The organism is Hyphomonas jannaschiana VP2, assembly GCF_000685215.1.
In the GTDB taxonomy this organism is placed as follows: domain Bacteria; phylum Pseudomonadota; class Alphaproteobacteria; order Caulobacterales; family Hyphomonadaceae; genus Hyphomonas; species Hyphomonas jannaschiana.
On record NZ_ARYJ01000004.1, the window covers coordinates 162883 to 181517 of the forward strand.

Here is an 18635-nt window from a genome sequence, read left to right on the forward strand (position 1 = left end):
AGGATAGAAGAATCGTGTGAAACGAGATGAGCGGGTTCCATAGGTTTCCCTCTTCGATCACAGGCTTCGCGCAAAAAATTGGGGCTGTGGCCAGCTGAACAAAAGGCCAGCGCGACGGGAATGCCTGCACAGAACTAGCAGGCGCATGAACATGGGACTGACTTCATGAAACGCTCACGCGGGCGCAACCGCCGGTCAGGCGGCAACAACCAGAACAATTTCAACAATCCAAACCGGCATTTCGAATCTGTCGGTCCGGATGTGAAAATTCGCGGGTCTGCCCAGCAGGTGCTTGAAAAGTACCAGCAATATGCGCGCGACGCCCAGACCAGCGGCGACCGCATCCTGTCTGAAGCCTATTATCAGTTCGCCGAACATTACCAGCGGATCGTCGCCAAGCAGCAGGAAGCCCGTGAGCGCCAGCAGCAACAGCGCGGCGGCAACCGCGATGACCGCGACCAGAACCGCCGAGACAATTCCCGTAATGACGGGGACGACAACGCCAATGAGTCCGGCAAGGATGAGGCGGAAAAGACCGAAGCCAGCGTCGAACGCCGCAATCCGCCGTCCAATCAGGATGACAGTGGCGATGACTCCATGCGCGTTATCGACGAAGACAAGGACTCTGACGAGTCCAGCGCGTCGTCGGACGATGACGGCGACGACAAGCAGAAGCCGCGTCGCCGGACCACCCGCCGGAAGACCTATAAGAGCCAGGAAAATGACGCATCGGACGAGTCTGATCCGTCTGACGGCGTGATGAAAACGGTCTCCCGCGGCCGCCGCAAGGCGAAGGACGAGGAAGCGGAAACGTCTGCGGAGGCGACCGACTAAGGCGTCCCGCCCCGATAAACAGAAAAGCCCGGTGTGCCTTCTGGCCGCCGGGCTTTTTCTTGTATGAACCTTCCCGTCGCAGGGGAGTTGCAACCCCGGAATCTGTTCCCACATTGGTTGTGAAGGACAATGGCGCTGCCGCTAAGCGGGGTGCCGGGATCCCGAAACAAATCTGCCTTTGAAAGGGGATAATAGATGAATATTGAGCAATATACCGAGCGCGCCCGGGCGATTATTCAGGGTGCCCAGACTGCTGCATTGGCGGCGGGTCATCAGGTGCTGACACCTGCCCATGTCCTGAAAGAAATGCTGGAGGATCGCGACCAGATGGCCGTGAACCTCATCCGTGCGAGCGGCGGCCGGCCGGAACTCGTGGTTCAGGGCGTCGACACAGCCCTTGGAAAAATCCCGAAAGTTTCCGGTTCCAACACCGGTCTGCGGCTTGAGCAGGCAGGGGCGAAACTGTTCCAGGATGCCGAAGCTGGCGCAAAGAAAGCCGGCGATTCCTTCGTGACGACCGAGCGCTTGCTGCTGGCCATTGCCGGTCTTTCCGGTGATCCGGCTGCAGATGTTCTGAAGAATGCCGGCGTGACGCCGAAAGCGCTGGAAGGGGCAATCGCCCAGCTGCGCCAGGGTCGCACCGCCGACAGCGCCAATGCCGAAGAAGGCTATGAGGCGCTCAAGAAATATGCCCGCGACCTGACTCAGGATGCGCGTGACGGCAAGCTCGACCCGGTCATCGGCCGCGACGAGGAAATCCGCCGCACGATCCAGGTCCTGTCCCGCCGGACCAAGAACAACCCGGTCCTCATCGGTGAACCCGGTGTGGGTAAAACGGCGATTGCCGAGGGCCTCGCCCTTCGCATCGTCAATGGCGACGTGCCGGAAAGCCTGAAGGACAAGAAGCTGCTCGCGCTCGACATGGGCGCGCTGATCGCTGGTGCAAAGTTCCGCGGTGAATTCGAGGAACGTCTGAAAGCCGTGCTGAATGAAGTGCAGCAGGCTGAAGGCGGCATCATCCTGTTCATCGACGAGATGCACACGCTGGTCGGAGCCGGGAAGGGCGACGGGGCGATGGATGCCTCCAACCTCCTGAAGCCTGCGCTGGCCCGCGGCGAACTCCACTGTGTGGGTGCCACCACGCTGGACGAGTACAGGAAATATGTCGAAGGCGACCCGGCCCTTGCCCGGCGCTTCATGGCTGTGTTCGTGGACGAGCCGACTGTGGAAGACACGATCTCGATCCTCCGTGGCCTGAAAGGCCGCTATGAGGCACACCACGGTGTGCGCGTTTCGGATGCGGCGATTGTCTCGGCGGCCACGCTGTCGAACCGTTACATCACCGACCGCTTCCTGCCGGACAAGGCCATCGACCTGATGGACGAGGCGGCCTCCCGCCTGCGCATGCAGGTCGACTCCAAACCGGAAGAGCTGGACGAGATCGACCGGCGCCTTTTGCAGCTGAAGATCGAAGCTGAAGCGCTGAAGAAAGAGAAGGATGCTGCTTCCAAAGAGCGGCTAAACACGCTTGAGGAGGAGATTGCCGAATTGCAGGCGCACTCCGACGAGCTGACGACGGCTTGGAGTGCCGAGAAGAACAAGCTGAAAGGCGCTGCCACCGCGAAGGAGCAGCTGGACCGGGCCTATGCCGAAATGGCCGAAGCCCAGCGCCAGGGCGATCTTGCCAAGGCATCCGAGCTGAAATTCTCGACCATCCCGCAGCTGGAAAAACTGATCCAGGAAACGGAAAGCAGCGAAGATGGCGGCGGCGGTGTCGTCTCCGAGGTTGTGCAGCCTGAAGATATTGCGGCCGTTGTCTCGAAGTGGACGGGCATTCCCGTCGACAAGATGATGGAAGGCGAGCGCGAAAAGCTGCTGAAGATGGAAGACGCCCTGCGCAAGCGGGTCGTCGGTCAGGACCCGGCGCTTGAAGCCGTCTCGAATGCCGTGCGCCGGGCACGTGCCGGCCTGCAGGATCCGAACCGTCCGATCGGCTCGTTCCTGTTCGTGGGTCCGACCGGTGTTGGCAAGACCGAGCTGACCAAGGCGCTCGCCGAATTCATGTTCGACGACGACACGGCCATCCTGCGGCTCGACATGTCGGAATTTTCGGAGAAGCACTCCGTGGCCCGCCTGATCGGTGCACCTCCCGGCTATGTCGGGTATGATGAAGGCGGCGTGCTGACCGAAGCGGTTCGCCGTCGGCCTTACCAGGTCGTGCTGTTCGACGAGGTCGAGAAGGCCCACCCGGACCTGTTCAACACGCTGCTGCAGGTGCTGGACGATGGCCGCCTGACCGATGGCCAGGGCCGGACCGTGGACTTCAAGAACACGATCATCATCATGACATCGAACCTCGGCGCCGATGCGCTGGCCTCCGGTGAGGAGGGGGACATCTCCGAGAGCGCGAAAGATTCGGTGATGAGTGCCATCCGGGCGCACTTCCGCCCAGAATTCATCAACCGGATCGACGAGATCGTCTTCTTCAAGCGGCTCGGCCGCGGCGAGATCGATCATATCGTCGACATCCAGATGGAGCGCCTCGAAGGCCTGCTGAAGGACCGGAAGATGAAGCTGGAGCTCAGCCTCGATGCCCGCAACTGGCTGGCCGCCCGGGGGTATGATCCGGTCTATGGCGCGCGTCCGCTGAAGCGTGTCATCCAGAAGGAGCTTCAGGACCCGCTGGCCCGGCTGCTGCTGGAAGGCCGTATCCATGATGGTGAGACCATCAAGATCGGCGTGGAGGGCGACCAGCTCTCCATCAACGGCGTCCCGAACGACTTCGCCAAAGGCGCAGCTGTTCTGAACTGAGCCGGCCAATGCTGAAACAAAGACGGCGCAGGGAAACCTGCGCCGTTTTTATTTTTGCCAGTGATTGAGCCGCGACCTATGGAGAAGGCGGGTTTGATGGCAGGGAGACGCTGAGGCGGGGGGCGTCCTGCTCACTGCGAATGGCATCGATGGCATCGCGGGCTTCCAGAAATTCCGCCAGCATGGCCGGGGTCTCGGCCAGCTTGCGGCCGGTGGGCAGCTTGAGTTTCATCGCGTTCACCGGCTGGCCATTGATGTACACTTCATAGTGCAGGTGTGGTCCGGTGGAGGCCCCTGTTGATCCGACATAGCCAATGATGTCGCCTTGGCGCACATGGCGACCCTTGCGCAGGCCGCTGGCATAGCGGGACAGGTGCGCATAGGCCGTTTTGTAGCCATTGGCGTGGCGGACGATGATGTAGTTGCCATATCCGCCCCGGCGGGCAGCCCACTCAACCGTACCGTTGCCGGCGGCATAGACCGGCGTGCCGGTCGGTGCGGCAAAGTCCGTGCCCTTGTGCAGGCGGGTGTAGCCGGAAATCGGATGAACGCGGTTGCCGAAGGAAGATGACAGCCGTGCGCCGTTGATCGGCGTCTTCATCAGGAACTTTGTGGCGCTTTCGCCATTGAAATCAAAGTAGTCGGTCTCTCCATCATCAGAGGGGGTGAAGCGGTAGAAGCTGCGCGACAGGGCCTGGCCGTTCAGTGAGGCATAGATCAGGTTTCCGGTCTTTACCGGATGGCCGGCCTCATCGGTGTACGTTTCGTACACCATTTCAAAGGAGTCCCCGGGGTGAATTTCTCTTTGGAAGTCAACATCGTAGGCAAAGACCGAGGCGTAATCGACGACCTGCTGGTCGCCAGCGCCGAGCTTGAGCGCGGTTTCATAGATCGATGTCTCGATCGGCGCGCCAACACGGTGATAATGCGGGGTCAGCCGGGCATTGAGGGCGGCAGCAGTCCAGCCGCCATCGGCGCTGCGGGTGATGAACAGGTTCCGGCCGGCCTCGGCTTTCACATTCAGGGCGCGCAGATGGCCGTCGTCGAGGAAAACCTCAGCCTCAAGCCCTGGCAGCAGTCGCCGCGGATCAAGGAGCTCTCCGTCGTAAAGTGTCTGGAGCGCCCCAGCGGCTTCATTGGCCGGCGCGCCAAGGCGCTGGATGAGGCCTGTGAGCGTTTCCCGGCGGGCCAGCTTGCCGCTGGCGGTCTGCAGCGGGCTGGCAGGCGGCTCCATGTCCGTCGCTGTCAGCAGTGTCGCGGCCAATGGCGGCGGGGCAGGCGCCGCTTCCGCTGCGCCCGGGCCATTCTGTCCGTTCGGTCCGGCAATCAGGAGGCCCGCAATGGCGGATCCTGTGCCCAGAACCAGCAGGGCCACGAGGCTCTTCACGCCATGCGACAGGGTCGAACGCGCGGGCGCCTGGGATTGGGTCGGTTGTTGAGTGTCCTGCATGGTGCAAGCCCCTCCATATTGTCGCCACCCTTGGCATCCTGCCTGCAACTCCCGTGCAAGCGGACTTTTATTCGCCAAATTGTTATCGCCTTTGCCTATTAAGGCTTTTGAAACAAGGCCGGAAAGGAATTCCCCTTTCAGGCAAGATTCTAATTTCCACAGAGAGCCGGATGCAAGCCGGATGAGTCAGTGACGCCACCAGATGACGGAGATTTAAATAAAGGGGGCGGGCCGATGCCCCAGGTGCCCGCACGCTGGGCGCGCCGCATTCTGCTGGCGGTTGTGCTTGTGGTCTTCCTGGCCGGGGTCGCCGGCTGGGGCCTGCGCAAGACACTAGCCCGGCAGGTGCTGGCCGGATGGTGTGCTGAGCGGGATCTGACCTGTTCAAGCCGCTTCGACAGTCTTGGCCTGAGCGGTGCAGTTATCGAAGACCTGTCTGTTACCGGGCAGGGGCATAAGGCGTTCGAGGCTGCCCGGGTCCATGTCCGGCTGGACTGGTCCGGTGTTTTGTCCCCGCGTGTTGAAGCGGTGGAGCTGGATGCGCCTGTGGTGCGCGGGGCGCTGTCGGATGGACAGTTCGGCTTTTATGGCCTGGAGCGGCTGGTGCCGTCCGGCGGTAGCGGTGGCGGTAGCGATCTGCCGGCGATTGATGTCCGTGACGGCCGTATCCTGATCGCAACGAGTGCCGGTGACATCAGCGCCAGTATCACGGCGAGCGGGCAGTTTCCGCAGAACGGGCAGGCCTCCCTCGTTCTGGAGCCCGCCAGCCTGGACGAACCGCAGGGGTATGTCCGCTGGTCTGGCGGTGTGGCTGAACTGACGGCACGCGGTGGCCAGCTTGAGGGGCGCGTGAATGTCACTCTGGAAGCGTTGCGTACAGACAATGTGAATTTGACGAATGCTGAACTCGTCGCCAGCCTTGAGGCCGGCATTGCAGATGATACCCCCGCGCAACTCGTCTGGGATGGTGAGGTCGCAGAGGCTTCGGGCAAGGGATTTGCGCTGGCCGCGCTACAAACCGGCGGGCATGCGAGACTGGGCCGTCTGGCAGACCTGTCGCTTGATGGTGTGCGTGACGCCCTGATGGAAGCCGATGTGCAACTGGATGCGGGCAAGGTGCGCTGGACGGGCTATGCTGGCGAAGCTGCGCGCCTCGAAGCTTCCCTGAGGCAGACGGATGTGGACTTCGCCGGGCCGCTGGAAATCAGCCTGTCTTCTGCGTCACTCCCTCAGGGACAGGCCGATCAGGTTTCTGCTGCAGGAGATGTCTCCTGGTCGAAGGGGGACGGATTGCGATTTACCGGGCGGATTGTCGCAACGGGCACATCGCTGTCTGAGGAGACAGCCGAACCACTGCTGAGCCGAGTGAAATTGCCTGTGCCCCTGACGGCTCATGGCGATAGCATGAGGGTGGCTTTCCAGCGGGCCTTGTCTGCGTTTGACGCGGAAGCGAACATAACGGCCAACCTCCATGAGCGCCGCCTGACCTTCGATGCGCAGGACACTGCGTTGCTGACATCGAAAAGCGGGTTGAAGCTCACGGTTTCACAGCGCACCGACGCGCCCTGGTTCAGCCTGCATCATGGGCAGACATCGGTCAGTGGACGCGTTTCTTTGCGGGGCGGCGGCGCCCCTGAACTGGTGACAGACCTGAACGCGCTGACCTTCGGGCCTGACGGATTGCTTTTGTCTGCGGAGTCGATCGAACTATCGCCCTGGTCCGTAAACGGAACACAGTTCAGTATGGAGTTGGGGGCTGTTCAGGTCAGTTCCGGGCCTGAAGATCTTCGCGTCACCGCGGGCGGGGCAGTGATCCTGTCCGGGCCGGTGCTCGGCCTGACCCTGGATCACTCGCGTCTGAGCGGCGCTGTGCAGGTCAGCAATACGGAGAAGGGGCTGCGTGTCGAACCCATCAAGGACCCCTGCCTGACTTTCGAAACGCAAGGGCTGACGCTTGGCGGTGTTGTTTTCCAGAAAAACCGGCTCGATCTCTGCCCGCGTGATGGCGTCTTCATGAAACCCGGTGCCGGTGATGCGTCGGGAAGAGCGTCTCTAGGCAATCTGTCCTGGCCGTTTGAGTCGAAATCGGTCACAGGCGTGCTCAATCTCAGCGATGCTGCGGTGGACTGGGCCGTCAGCAAGCAGTTCAGCCTTTCGCTGTCGTCTCCGGATATTGACCTGCCAATGGATATTGGCGACCGCACGCTGTCGATTGATGGGGCCAGCCCGCGTGTGCGGCTCGTTACGGCAAAAGGGAAGGCGCCTGCGCTTGCTGCAACGCTTGGTAGTACAGTGTTTGGCGGAACGCTGATCCCGGCAAAGGTCACCGCCCGCGAAATCCGCTTTGATGGGGAGATCGGAGCTGGCGGCCTCTCGGGCGACCTGGCGGGGGAGTCCGTCCTGATCCGCGACTTCCGGGACGACCCGGTCTACCAGCCGCTGCTTTCAGACCTGACGGCCGAGATGCATGAGTGGCAGCTTGCCCTGAGCGGTCCGCTTCGTCTGCAGGCGAATGATGTTTCTGTCGGAGAGATTACAGCCAACATCAATGTGCTGACGCTTGATGGCACGGCGCGTGTCGCGACACGGCCGCTGGAGTTCCGCAAAGGCGGTCTGCAGCCTGTGATGTTGTCTGAGCTTCTGCGCGGTGTTTACACCGATGCATCAGGCCGCATGGCGGCTGTATCGGACGTGGTGATCGATGGCGGACGCCTTGCCGGGACAGCCGATGTGTCGGTCTCGGACTTCGGGTTCCAGACCACACGTCTCGGCCGGGTCGAGAATGTGAATGGGGCTGTCCACTTCGCAGATCTGTTCACTCTCTCCACCGCGCCCACACAAGTGCTGACAGTCGGTGGCATGAACCCAGGCGTGCCCCTGAAGGATGGACGTATCGTGTTTGCCCTGTCCGGCGGAAAAACCCTGGTGGTTGAGTCGGCGGCCTTCCCGTTCGCGGGCGGCACGCTGGCGCTCTCGCCCTTCGACTGGACGCTTGGTGCAGACACGCAGCACGTTGAGGTCACAGCGGATGCAATCGATCTGGCTGAACTCGTCCGTATCCTGAAGCTGCCAAAGATTGAAGCTGAAGGCAGTGTCTCTGGCAGGTTCCCCATCGATGTGGAACGATCGAAAGTCCTGATCCGGGATGCGCGTCTTCTGGCTGATGATGGTGGCGGACGGGTTGCCTATCTGGGCGATGCGGCAGACTCTGCCGCGCAATCCGACGCCAATGTCCGGCTTGCCTTTGAGGCGCTGAAGGATTTCGATTTCACGGTGCTGGAAGTCGGGCTCGACGGGGACGTCGCGGACCGGGTGAAAATCACCCTGAAACTGGCGGGCAAGAGCCGGAACGACATCACCTACGGACAGAATGCACACATCCTGAAAGGCCAGCCGTTTGAATTCAACATTGCCGTGGATTCGGCGCTGGCAGAGCTGTTCCGTTCCAGCCAGTTCTATACCAATCAGCAGAAACTGACGGATTTCGTGGTTGAGGAAGTTTTGACAGACCGCGGGCTGAAAATTTCAGAAGATGAATAATGAACAACCATGTCCTTGATTGACGTTAAGCCGCGCCATGGCATGGTGGCGCAAGATCCAAGGAGGCCGTCACGCCCATGACCTTTCGAAACACGCTCCTGGCCGGCGCCGGATTTGCTATCCTGGCTGCCTGCACGCATACGATTAAGATTGAACCGTCGGACAAGCCGATCAAGATCGATCTGAACATCACCCAGGAGGTCCGCATCATTCTTGACAAGGAAGTCGAAGAGCTGATCGCGGACAACCCGGACCTGTTCTAGCGAAGAGAGGAGACACAACATGACATCCCTTCGCACTATTGCCGCTGCCTCCGTTTTCGCCATTGCATCCTTTGCGATGGCGCCCGCCGCTTTTGCCGGTGACCCGGTCATTGATGCCGCCATCGATGCAGGCCAGGTGGGTGAGACCATTGATGGTCTTCTCGGCGTTGTTGGCACGGCCGACCCTTCGCTGGTCCGCAAAGTGAATGAGATCAACAATCGCCGCGCTGCCAAATATGCCGAAGTCGCTGCTCAGACCGGCACGACTCCGGCGCAGGTCGCCCGTCTGACGGGTGAAAAGCAGATCGAGAAGCTCGATGCCGGTGAATATTACATGGACGAGTCCGGCGTCTGGAAACGCAAATGACATCGTGACTTGCCCGACCCGGCAGCGGCCTTAGGGTAGGGCGCATGTCACGCAAAGCCATTGCCATCGTTTTTGCCTGCATCGCTGTTCTCGCAGTGGTGCTGGCCGTCATGCCACGTTTCTGGATGGGAGGATCCGACGGCATCAGCGGGCATGGCTGGGCGGCCTATATTATAGGGGCTGTGTTGACGGTCGGTCTCTCTGGCGGCTTGTTTTTCCTTACATTTTATTCCGCCCGCTCGGGCCATGACGATCTTGACCGTCCGGATGACCCTTCCGTTTGATCTCTGCTGCTGTGACGGGAACTTCACGCAGCTTTGATTGACAGAGACGGCGGAGCACCCAATCCTGCCGCCACTGCCACACTATTATCTACAGGGCTGACTATGTCATCGATCGATCCTGCGCGCCTTTCGGCGTACGTTGCGTCGCGTATTTGCCACGACCTTGTCTCGCCGGTGTCCTCGGTCACCAATGCACTCGACCTGATGAGCGAGCCGGGCGACCATGAAATGAAGGAGCAGGCTGAAGCCCTGCTGCATGACGGTGCGGAAAAAGCGGCGGCACGCATCCAGTTCCTGCGCTACGCATTTGGTTCCATCGGTCTGAACGCGGGCGCGGCGGACATTCACGAAGCCCGCAAGATCACTGAGGCCTTCATCAAGAGCCACAAGCCGAGTGTGGAATGGGACATACAGGCCGACCATCTGAGCTTTTCTCATGTGCGCCTGATGATGAATCTGGTCATGATGGCCGTGGAATCCCTGCCGCGCGGCGGCGTGGTCTCTGTCCGCATCCGCAGCGAAGCGGGCGGGCTGACCATCACTCTGACCGCGAAGGGTGACCGTGCCCGCCTCAAGAGCGAAGTCACGGCGGCAATTGAAGGCACCGAGCCGGAAGAGGGCTGGCGGGCGGAGAACATCCAGTCGCTTTTTACCAAGATGATCTCGGATGGCCTTGATGGCGAGCTGACTGCCAAATCCAGCGATGGTCAGGTGATCTTCATGGTTACCGGGCTGCGCGCCGAAGGCTGAGCCTGCTCCGGCTGCGGGGATGGAAAGTTTATGTTAAGACACTTCGGCGAGCGTCGGGAGTTGGGTTCCCAGTGGGGATATAGTTCATGAAAACGTGTCTGATCGTCGACGACTCGCGGGTGGTTCGGAAGGTGGCTGCCCGTATTATCAAGGACATGCGCTTTGAAGTGACCGAGGCCGGTAATGGCTCGGAGGCGCTGGACATTTGCCGGAAACAGATGCCGGATGCTGTCCTGCTGGACTGGAACATGCCGGTGATGAACGGGCTCGATTTTCTCCGCGCGCTTCGCCGTGAAGAGGGCGGGAAAAAGCCGGTTGTCATGTTCTGTTCAATCGAGAATGATGCCGAACATGTTGGCGAGGCCCTCAGGTCGGGTGCCGACGAGTTTATTATGAAGCCCTTCGACGCTGAAATTCTCGAAAGCAAGTTTGCCGAAGTCGGGCTGATCTAAGTATTTCTTAACAATCCTTGCTGTACCGGTAACTTTTGCAACGCATCAGCCCGGGACCGGAGCGAATTATGCAGGATGGGGTTTTCAACGAATTGGCAGATCTGGCCCTGAAAGGGTCGGGTCAGGCGATTCCGCGATCAAAATCCTATCTGATCGAAGCCCGGCTTGCGCCGATTGCGCGCCGTGAAGGCTTCGGGTCGCTTGAAGATCTGGTCCATTGCCTGAAATCGCGGGCGAACCCTGTGTTTGCGGCAGAATGCGCTGCGGCGCTGGTTTCCAAGGACACATGGTTCTTTCGGGAGCGGGACACGCTGCACCGGCTGGTCAACGACATCCTGCCCATGCGTCTGAAGGCCGGCAATACGGGCCGGGTAAAAGTGTGGATCGCAGGCGGCTCGACAGGCCAGGAAGCCTATTCGCTCGCCATGTTGCTGGAGGATGACCCGCCCGCTGCTCTGCGCGGCGCGAAGATCGAGATCCTGTCCACCGATCTGTGCAAGGCGGCCGTCGAACGGGCCCGCGCGGGCAGGTTCGGGCACTATGAAGTCCAGAAAGGCCTGTCCATCCACCGCCTGATGGAGCATTTCACCCGCACGGACAGTGGCCAGTGGGAGATTTCAGAGGCCCTGCGCAGCAAGGTCAGCTTCCGCCAGCACAATCTACTGGAAAGCGCCGGCGGTCTCGGTAAGTTCGACGTCATCCTGTGCCGTAATGTCCTGTCCGGCATGGACCGATCTGCCCGTAGCCGCGTTGCGGATAATCTCGCGGCTCAGCTGATGCCAGGCGGCCACATCATTCTGGGGCAGGGGGAAAGCCTGATCGGTCTGACCAATCAGCTGGAACCGTCCCGCGATTTCCGCGGCAGCTGGGTGGCATCCGGCAGTGGACCGAAATCCGCCACTTCGGCCGCCTGAACAGGCTGCCCCTTCACCTTCGCCTCTCTTGCCGCTATATGCGCGCCTCAACCTTGGCTGCTCCGGGCCTTGAACCCGGTGGGAGTGAGAGATGACCGATACGAAAATGGCTGCCGGGACGGGCGGCATCAATTCCCTTGGATTCGCGAAAGCGCCGGCTGACACCCGCGTGGTCGCCGCCATGTCTGGCGGCGTCGACAGCTCTGTCGTGGCCGCCATGCTGAAAGCGGAAGGCTATGACGTGATCGGGATCACGTTGCAGCTGTACGACCATGGCGCCGCCATCGAGAAGAAGGGCGCCTGCTGCGCCGGACAGGACATCCATGATGCGCGGAACGTGGCCGACATGATCGGTATCCCGCATTATGTGCTGGATTATGAGTCGAAGTTCCGCGAGCAGGTGATGGAGGATTTCGCCGACACCTATCTCGCCGGGTCGACCCCGATCCCGTGCATCCGCTGCAATCAGACCGTCAAGTTTTCCGACCTGCTGAAAACGGCGAAAGACCTCGGCGCCGATTGCCTGGCGACCGGTCACTACATCCGCCGCACCGAAGGGGCGGATGGGCCTGAACTGCACCGGGCGGCCGATGCGTCGCGTGACCAGTCCTACTTCCTGTTTGCCACGACGCGCGAGCAGCTAAACTTCCTGCGCTTCCCGCTGGGCGATCTCCCGAAGACGGAAGTCCGTGAGCTGGCCGACCGGTTCAACCTGCCGGTCGCCTCCAAGCCGGACAGCCAGGACATCTGCTTTGTGCCGGAAGGATCCTACGCAAATGTCGTCGAAAAACTCCGCCCGGGTGCAGGACGCGGCGGGGATATTGTACATCTCGATGGCCGTGTGCTGGGCGAGCACAATGGGGTTATCCACTACACAATTGGCCAGCGCCGGGGGCTTGGTGTTGCGACCGGGGAGCCGCTCTTTGTGGTGAAGATCGATGCCCCGAACCGTCGCGTTATTGTCGGACCGCGTGAAGCCCTGATGACATCCGGTCTCTTGCTGGAAGAATTGAACTGGATCGGATCAGGAAGTCTGGAAGCTGCTGCAGATGCCGGCGCAACTGTGCTCGTCCGTGTGCGGTCGACACGCCCACCCGTGCCGGCCCGGCTCGGCTGGCAAGACGGCACGCCAGTCATCTGGTTCGACGAACCGGAAGAAGGCGTTGCGCGCGGTCAGGCGGCAGTCCTGTATGATCCGGATGGCGGTACGCGCATTCTGGGCGGTGGCTTCATCCTGAAGGCCATTCCTGCGGATGAGCGGGTTGTGGCGGCCTGAGCCGAGCTTAGTCCACCATGCCGAGGGCAATGCCACGCAGAGCGGCCGAAACCCGGTCATTCACATCGAGCTTCTCGAAACAGCGCCGGATATAAGTCTCGACCGTGTTACGGGAGAGGTGAAGCACTTCTGCGATCTGGGAATTTGTCCGGCCACGGGCGACCCAGCGGAGAATTTCCCTTTCTCTGGTAGACAAATTGGTGCCATTCGGAAGGTCGCGTAACAACAAGCGGCAATAGGCGAGGTGCCCCATCTGAGCGCCTGCCTGCAACTCAAGAATTTGGTCCGGCGGCGGGCGACCATTGTTTCCAAAGCCAAGCGCTGCATATCCGTTTCGGCCAGCCGGTCCGAAGAGTGGGATGCCCAGGCCTTCGCCAAGGTTCAGTGCTGAAACGCGCTTGATGTACTCCAGCTCGTCTTCGGTCAGGTTAGGCAGTGCAGGGACCTCCGACCAGAAGTACGGACGGGTAAAGCTTGCCGCCCGGCGGGCGAGCGGGTCGCTCAGGTACAACTTCTCTTCAAGATAGGTTTTCCGCCACGCATCCGGATAGCCAAATTCGCCAACCCGGATCTGCCCGTCGAAATCATGTGCGCCGACGGGCGGATAGTGGAAATAGCTCGCCATCACGACGTGCGTGGACCCGTAAAAAGCTTTTGCCGCAACTTGGAGATCCCGGAACGTCTGCGCGTCTCGGCAAGCCCGGAAACACTCCCTAAGATACTCCATGTCGCGTGGCATTCGGACCCCCAAGGCCACCATCATATGGCCTCAGACAGTTTCAAAACGCAAGAAAAACCGGAATCGAAAAGATCAGCTCAGCCAATCCGGGGCGGCCACTTTGTCGGACTGCCCCATATCCGGCTGAGGGTATCGCTCCAGCAGCTTGTCCACGATCGCGTCGGCAACCCGGTCGGCTTCCCGCAACGGGGTATAGGTCCAGGTTTCCAGCATGCCGTCGAACCAGCGCGCTGCACCATGCCCGATCAGGCTTTCGTGCAACTTGTCGAACTTTTCCGAGCGGCCTTCCAGCCTGGCTATGTGAAGCGGCAGACCATGCCAGGTGGCATCGGACAGCATGTTGGCGCTGTCTTCGGTCACGATCGCAACGTCTGAGAAAGTCAGCCAGGCGATGTAGGGGTTCGGACCATCATCCGTGCCCGACCAGAATTTTGCGCCGATTTCATCGGCCATCCGGCGGAAGCGCGCGCGGACCGGGTCCGGGGTTCTGCGTGAGGCCGTTATTCGAAGGCGCCAGCCAAGCCCGGCCAGGGCGCGCAATTGGCTGTCGAGCCGCTGTGCTGCTACCTCGGTAAATTTGTGGGCTTTGCTGTCGCCGCCCAAAATGACAATTGCACTCTTGCCGCGTTCGTCAGCGAGATCGGCAAAGGCCTGGCCGGCTTCTTCAATCGTATGAGGCGAGAAATACGAAGGCGATCCGATCGTCTGAATGACGTTCGGCCCGGTGACGCCATCATGGGCCGGTGTGACCAGCAGGTCGAAATTGTCAGGCGGGATATGCGGGTCAAGAATCTGGACCGTCAGTGTGCGCCCCCCGGACCAGTCACGCACCGCCCGGGTGAAGGCCGCCGAGCGGCGCCCGGCAGCGATCCAGACGGTAGGCCAGGGCGGTTGCAACAGGGGGCGTTGCTTCGCAGGCAGGGCCGACAGGGGCGAGGGCCAGTTGTCGGCCGGCAGCCATGTCCATGGCGCGCGCGGTGTCAGGACGATTGGGTCAGGCCGGTGGCCTTCCCCCGGAATATGTCCGATTTTCATCCAGCGGCGTGTTTCTCCCAGCGCCTGCACAATGGCGCGCACCTGGGCGGCGTTGCCTGCGCGGCCATCAGAGACCGCCCAGACTGAGGGTCCGAGCGATCCCGGCCCGGACATTTACCGGTACTCGACTTTGACGATTTCGTAGGCCCGGGCCCCTGAAGGTGCTGCGACTTCAGCCTCGTCGCCTTCTTCCTTGCCGATCAGCGCGCGGGCGATGGGGGAAGAGATGGAAATCTTGCCTTCCTTCACATTCGCCTCGTCGTCGCCGACGATCTTGTAGGAGGATTCCTCTTCCGAATCGACATCGATCAGGGAGACCGTGGCGCCGAAGCGGATCTTCCCGCCAGTCAGCTTGGACACATCAATCACGTCAGCGCGGGCGAGCTTGTCGTCCAGTTCGCTGATACGGCCTTCGATGAAGCTCTGCTTCTCTTTTGCCGCATGGTATTCGGCATTTTCCGACAGGTCGCCATGCGCGCGCGCCTCGGCAATCGCCGCGATAATATTCGGGCGCTCAACCGATTTGAGGTTTTTCAGCTCAGCTTGAAGCGCAGCATGGCCTTCTGCGGTCATGGGGATGCGTTCCATGGGGGTCACCTCTGTAATTGGGCGAAAATCGTTGTCGTAAATGTGAGCGTCGTCAAGTGGGGCTTGTCACGCCGATTGCAAGGCGCGGACGGAGATTTCCCGTGACTTCATGCTGGTGATTGCGCGAACGGACGCAATCGAAGCGGCGAGCGTGGTGTAATAGGGAATTTTCCGGGCCACGGCGGTCCGGCGGATCGAGGCGCTATCTGCAATGGATGTTGCACCTTCCGTCGTATTGAATACCAGCTGGATTTCGCCATTGATCATGGCATCCACAATGTGGGGCTGGCCCTCATTGACCTTGTTGATCGAGCTCACCGGCAGGCCCTCAGCTTCCAGGTGCGCCGCCGTGCCAGACGTGGCCACCAGGGTGAAGCCCAGGTCAACGAGTTCGCGCGCCGCTTCGATGACGCCGGTCTTGTCCGAATCCTTCACGGAGATGAAGACGGCGCCTTCCGTTGGGAGAACCACACCGCAGCCGAGCTGGCTTTTCAGGAAGGCGGTACCGAAATCATCGTCCCAGCCCATGACTTCGCCGGTCGAGCGCATCTCCGGGCCAAGTTGCGGGTCGACACCCGGGAAGCGGGCGAAGGGGAAGACGGCTTCTTTGACAGCCACCCGGCGTGGATTGGCATGAGTGAGATCGAACCCGGTCAGCTTTTCACCCGCCATCACTTTCGCAGCGATGCCGGCGATCGGCGCGCCGACGGCCTTGGCAACGAACGGAACTGTCCGGCTGGCGCGCGGGTTGGCTTCCAGAACGTAGATTTCTTCGCCTTTCACTGCGAACTGGATGTTTATCAGTCCACGCACGTCCAGCGCACGTGCCAGCGCAATCGTCTGCTCGGCGAGGCGGCCCTGAAGGGCAGGGGAGAGCGTGAAGGGCGGCAGGGCGCAGGCAGAGTCGCCCGAATGAACGCCGGCTTCTTCGATATGCTCCATGATGCCCGCGACGTGGACGTTCTCCCCATCACAGATCGCATCGACATCCACCTCAGTGGCGTCCGAGAGATAGCGGTCGATGAAGAGAGAGGCATCGCCGGAAACCTGGAGCGCTTCGGCGGCGAACTTGCGCAGGTCTTCGTCGTTGCGGGCGATCTCCATGGCGCGGCCGCCAAGCACGAAGCTCGGGCGCAGCATGACGGGGTAGCCAATCTCGTTCGCCTTGACTTCTGCTTCATCCACGCTGCGCGCCGTGCGCGAGGGGGCCTGCTGGATGCCGAGCTTGTCCAGCAGCGCGGCGAACTGCTCGCGATCTTCGGCCAGGTCGATCGACGCCGGGCTGGTGCCGAGGATCGGGATGTTCTGCTGGTGCAGCGGATTGGCAAGTTTCAGCGGTGTCTGGCCGCCGAACTGAACGATCACGCCGCGCAGATGGCCGGTGCCGCTTTCCTTGTTGATGACCTCGAGCACATGCTCGTCGGTCAGTGGCTCGAAATAGAGGCGGTCCGATGTATCATAGTCTGTAGACACCGTTTCCGGGTTACAGTTCACCATGATCGACTCCATGCCGAGGTCTTCCATGGCGAAGGCAGCGTGGCAGCAGCAATAGTCGAACTCGATGCCCTGGCCGATCCGGTTCGGGCCGCCGCCGAGAATGACGACTTTTTCGCGGGCGGTGGGCAGGGCTTCGCAGTCGGCCTTGTCCTGACCGAACAGCGGGTGCTCATAGGTGGAGTAAAGATAGGGCGTTTTCGCTGCGAACTCGGCCGCGCAGGTGTCGATGCGCTTGTAGACCGGACGCACGTCCAGCGCGTGGCGCTGGTCGCGTACGGCCTGTTCGGTCTTGCCGGTCAGTTCGGCGAGGCGTTTGTCGGAGAAGCCCATCGCCTTGATGTCGGTCATTGCGTAGGCGTCATCCGGCAGGCCTTGCGCGCGGATCGTTTTCTCCGCGGCGACAATTTCCTCGATCTGGCGCAGGAACCATTTGTCGATCGACGTGATGGCGTAGACATCGTCCACGCTGAGCCCCATGCGGAATGCTTCGGCGACGACACGCAGTCGATCCGGCGACTGGATCGCGAGCGCTGCGCGCAGTTTTGTTTCATCCTCGAAAGGCAGCTCGTTCAGGCCGGTCAGGCCCGTTTCGAGGGAGTTCAGTGCCTTCTGAAGGCTTTCCTTGAAGTTCCGGCCGATGGCCATGGCCTCGCCGACAGACTTCATGGCGGTGGTCAGGACAGGCTCTGTGCCCTTGTATTTTTCGAATGCGAAGCGCGGGATCTTGGTGACGACATAATCGATGGTCGGCTCAAACGAGGCGGGCGTCACGCCGGTGATGTCATTGTCGATTTCGTCCAGCGTGTAGCCGACGGCGAGCTTGGCCGCGACCTTCGCAATCGGGAAACCGGTTGCCTTGGAGGCCAGGGCCGAAGACCGCGACACACGCGGGTTCATCTCGATAACGACCAGACGGCCGTCTTTCGGGTTTACGGCGAACTGCACGTTCGAGCCGCCGGTCTCCACGCCGATCTCTCGCAGCACGGCGAGGGATGCGTTCCGCATCACCTGGTATTCCTTGTCGGTGAGCGTCAGGGCAGGGGCGACGGTGATGGAGTCGCCGGTATGTACGCCCATCGGGTCGATATTCTCGATGGAGCAGATGATGATGGCATTGTCCGCCTTGTCGCGGACGACCTCCATCTCATATTCCTTCCAGCCGAGCAGGCTCTCATCGACGAGGATCTGCGCATTGGGAGAGGCTGCGAGGCCCGAGCGGCAGATCTCTTCATATTCCTCGACATTGTAGGCAACGCCTCCGCCTGTGCCGCCGAGCGTGAAGGCCGGACGGATGATGGCTGGCAGGCCGACCGTGTCCAGCGCCTCCATGGCGCGCTTCAGGCCTTCGATCCGGTCATATTTGCCGTCGGCCTTCTTGGGGGACGAGACAATCGTTGCCCGTGGGTTTTCGAGGCCGATCCGGTCCATTGCTTCGCGGAAGAGGGCGCGGTCTTCAGCCATTTCGATGGCGTCCGCCTTGGCGCCGATCAGCTCGACGCCGTGCTTTTCCAGGATGCCCGCATAGTGCAGGTCCAGCGCGCAGTTCAGTGCGGTCTGGCCGCCCATCGTCGGCAGCAGGGCATCCGGCTTTTCTTCGATGATGATCTTTTCGACGATTTCCGGCGTGATCGGCTCAATATAAGTCGCGTCGGCCAGTCCGGGGTCGGTCATGATCGTAGCCGGGTTCGAGTTCACGAGGATGACGCGGTAGCCTTCATCCTTCAGTGCCTTCACCGCCTGGACGCCCGAATAGTCGAATTCGCAGGCCTGTCCGATGATGATCGGTCCGGCGCCAATAACGAGAATGGAGCTAATATCTGTGCGCTTTGGCATGT

General features: G+C 61.0%; 15 protein-coding genes. 10 read left to right on the plus strand and 5 right to left on the minus strand.

Annotated elements, in window-relative coordinates:
• Window positions 1-165 precede the first annotated feature (165 nt).
• Window positions 166-834, plus strand: coding sequence for a DUF4167 domain-containing protein (locus HJA_RS07370; RefSeq protein WP_051597479.1), 669 nt, complete (start codon window positions 166-168; stop codon window positions 832-834).
• 195 nt (window positions 835-1029) lie between these two features.
• Window positions 1030-3645, plus strand: a complete 2616-nt coding sequence (clpB, locus tag HJA_RS07375) for an ATP-dependent chaperone ClpB (RefSeq protein ID WP_035580253.1) — start codon at window positions 1030-1032, stop codon at window positions 3643-3645.
• A gap of 76 nt (window positions 3646-3721) precedes the next feature.
• On the opposite strand, the gene HJA_RS07380 is transcribed toward clpB, so the two are convergent.
• Window positions 3722-5095 (minus strand): M23 family metallopeptidase, encoded by a 1374-nt coding sequence (locus HJA_RS07380; protein ID WP_051597480.1) that lies wholly within the window; start codon window positions 5093-5095, stop codon window positions 3722-3724.
• A gap of 234 nt (window positions 5096-5329) precedes the next feature.
• On the opposite strand from HJA_RS07380, the gene HJA_RS07385 reads away from it, so the two are divergent.
• The 8 genes from HJA_RS07385 (at window position 5330) to mnmA (ending at window position 12941) form a co-directional block, all read left to right on the plus strand.
• Window positions 5330-8635 carry an intermembrane phospholipid transport protein YdbH family protein gene (locus HJA_RS07385; protein ID WP_035580256.1) on the plus strand — a complete coding sequence of 1102 codons (3306 nt, stop codon included), beginning with the start codon at window positions 5330-5332 and terminating at the stop codon, window positions 8633-8635.
• A 77-nt stretch (window positions 8636-8712) separates the two neighbouring features.
• Entirely contained in the window at window positions 8713-8898 is a 186-nt protein-coding gene (locus tag HJA_RS07390; protein WP_035580259.1) for a YnbE family lipoprotein, read from the plus strand.
• A gap of 19 nt (window positions 8899-8917) precedes the next feature.
• Window positions 8918-9265 (plus strand): YdbL family probable chaperone protein, encoded by a 348-nt coding sequence (locus HJA_RS07395; protein ID WP_051597481.1) that lies wholly within the window; start codon window positions 8918-8920, stop codon window positions 9263-9265.
• A 44-nt stretch (window positions 9266-9309) separates the two neighbouring features.
• On the plus strand, window positions 9310-9549 hold the full coding sequence (locus HJA_RS07400) for a hypothetical protein (RefSeq protein ID WP_035580262.1): 240 nt from the start codon (window positions 9310-9312) through the stop codon (window positions 9547-9549).
• A 102-nt stretch (window positions 9550-9651) separates the two neighbouring features.
• Window positions 9652-10299: a histidine phosphotransferase family protein gene (locus HJA_RS07405; RefSeq protein ID WP_035580265.1), complete on the plus strand. Its 648-nt coding sequence runs from the start codon at window positions 9652-9654 to the stop codon at window positions 10297-10299.
• Window positions 10300-10385: 86 nt separating this feature from the next.
• Window positions 10386-10751: a response regulator gene (locus HJA_RS07410; protein ID WP_035580268.1), complete on the plus strand. Its 366-nt coding sequence runs from the start codon at window positions 10386-10388 to the stop codon at window positions 10749-10751.
• A gap of 68 nt (window positions 10752-10819) precedes the next feature.
• Window positions 10820-11665 carry a CheR family methyltransferase gene (locus HJA_RS07415; protein WP_051597482.1) on the plus strand — a complete coding sequence of 282 codons (846 nt, stop codon included), beginning with the start codon at window positions 10820-10822 and terminating at the stop codon, window positions 11663-11665.
• A gap of 91 nt (window positions 11666-11756) precedes the next feature.
• Window positions 11757-12941: a tRNA 2-thiouridine(34) synthase MnmA gene (gene mnmA / locus HJA_RS07420; protein WP_035580271.1), complete on the plus strand. Its 1185-nt coding sequence runs from the start codon at window positions 11757-11759 to the stop codon at window positions 12939-12941.
• A 7-nt stretch (window positions 12942-12948) separates the two neighbouring features.
• Here mnmA and HJA_RS07425 read toward each other — a convergent pair whose 3' ends face one another.
• From HJA_RS07425 to carB, 4 genes are all read right to left on the minus strand, one after another.
• Window positions 12949-13680 carry a helix-turn-helix transcriptional regulator gene (locus HJA_RS07425; RefSeq protein ID WP_162177039.1) on the minus strand — a complete coding sequence of 244 codons (732 nt, stop codon included), beginning with the start codon at window positions 13678-13680 and terminating at the stop codon, window positions 12949-12951.
• Between the two features lie 72 nt (window positions 13681-13752).
• Entirely contained in the window at window positions 13753-14829 is a 1077-nt protein-coding gene (locus tag HJA_RS07430; protein ID WP_035580274.1) for a mitochondrial fission ELM1 family protein, read from the minus strand.
• A complete protein-coding gene (greA, locus tag HJA_RS07435; RefSeq protein WP_035580277.1) occupies window positions 14830-15303 on the minus strand; it encodes a transcription elongation factor GreA in 474 nt (157 codons plus the stop codon). It lies immediately after the preceding gene.
• 66 nt (window positions 15304-15369) lie between these two features.
• On the minus strand, window positions 15370-18633 hold the full coding sequence (carB, locus tag HJA_RS07440; RefSeq protein ID WP_035580800.1) for a carbamoyl-phosphate synthase large subunit: 3264 nt from the start codon (window positions 18631-18633) through the stop codon (window positions 15370-15372).
• Between the last annotated feature and the right edge of the window lie 2 nt (window positions 18634-18635).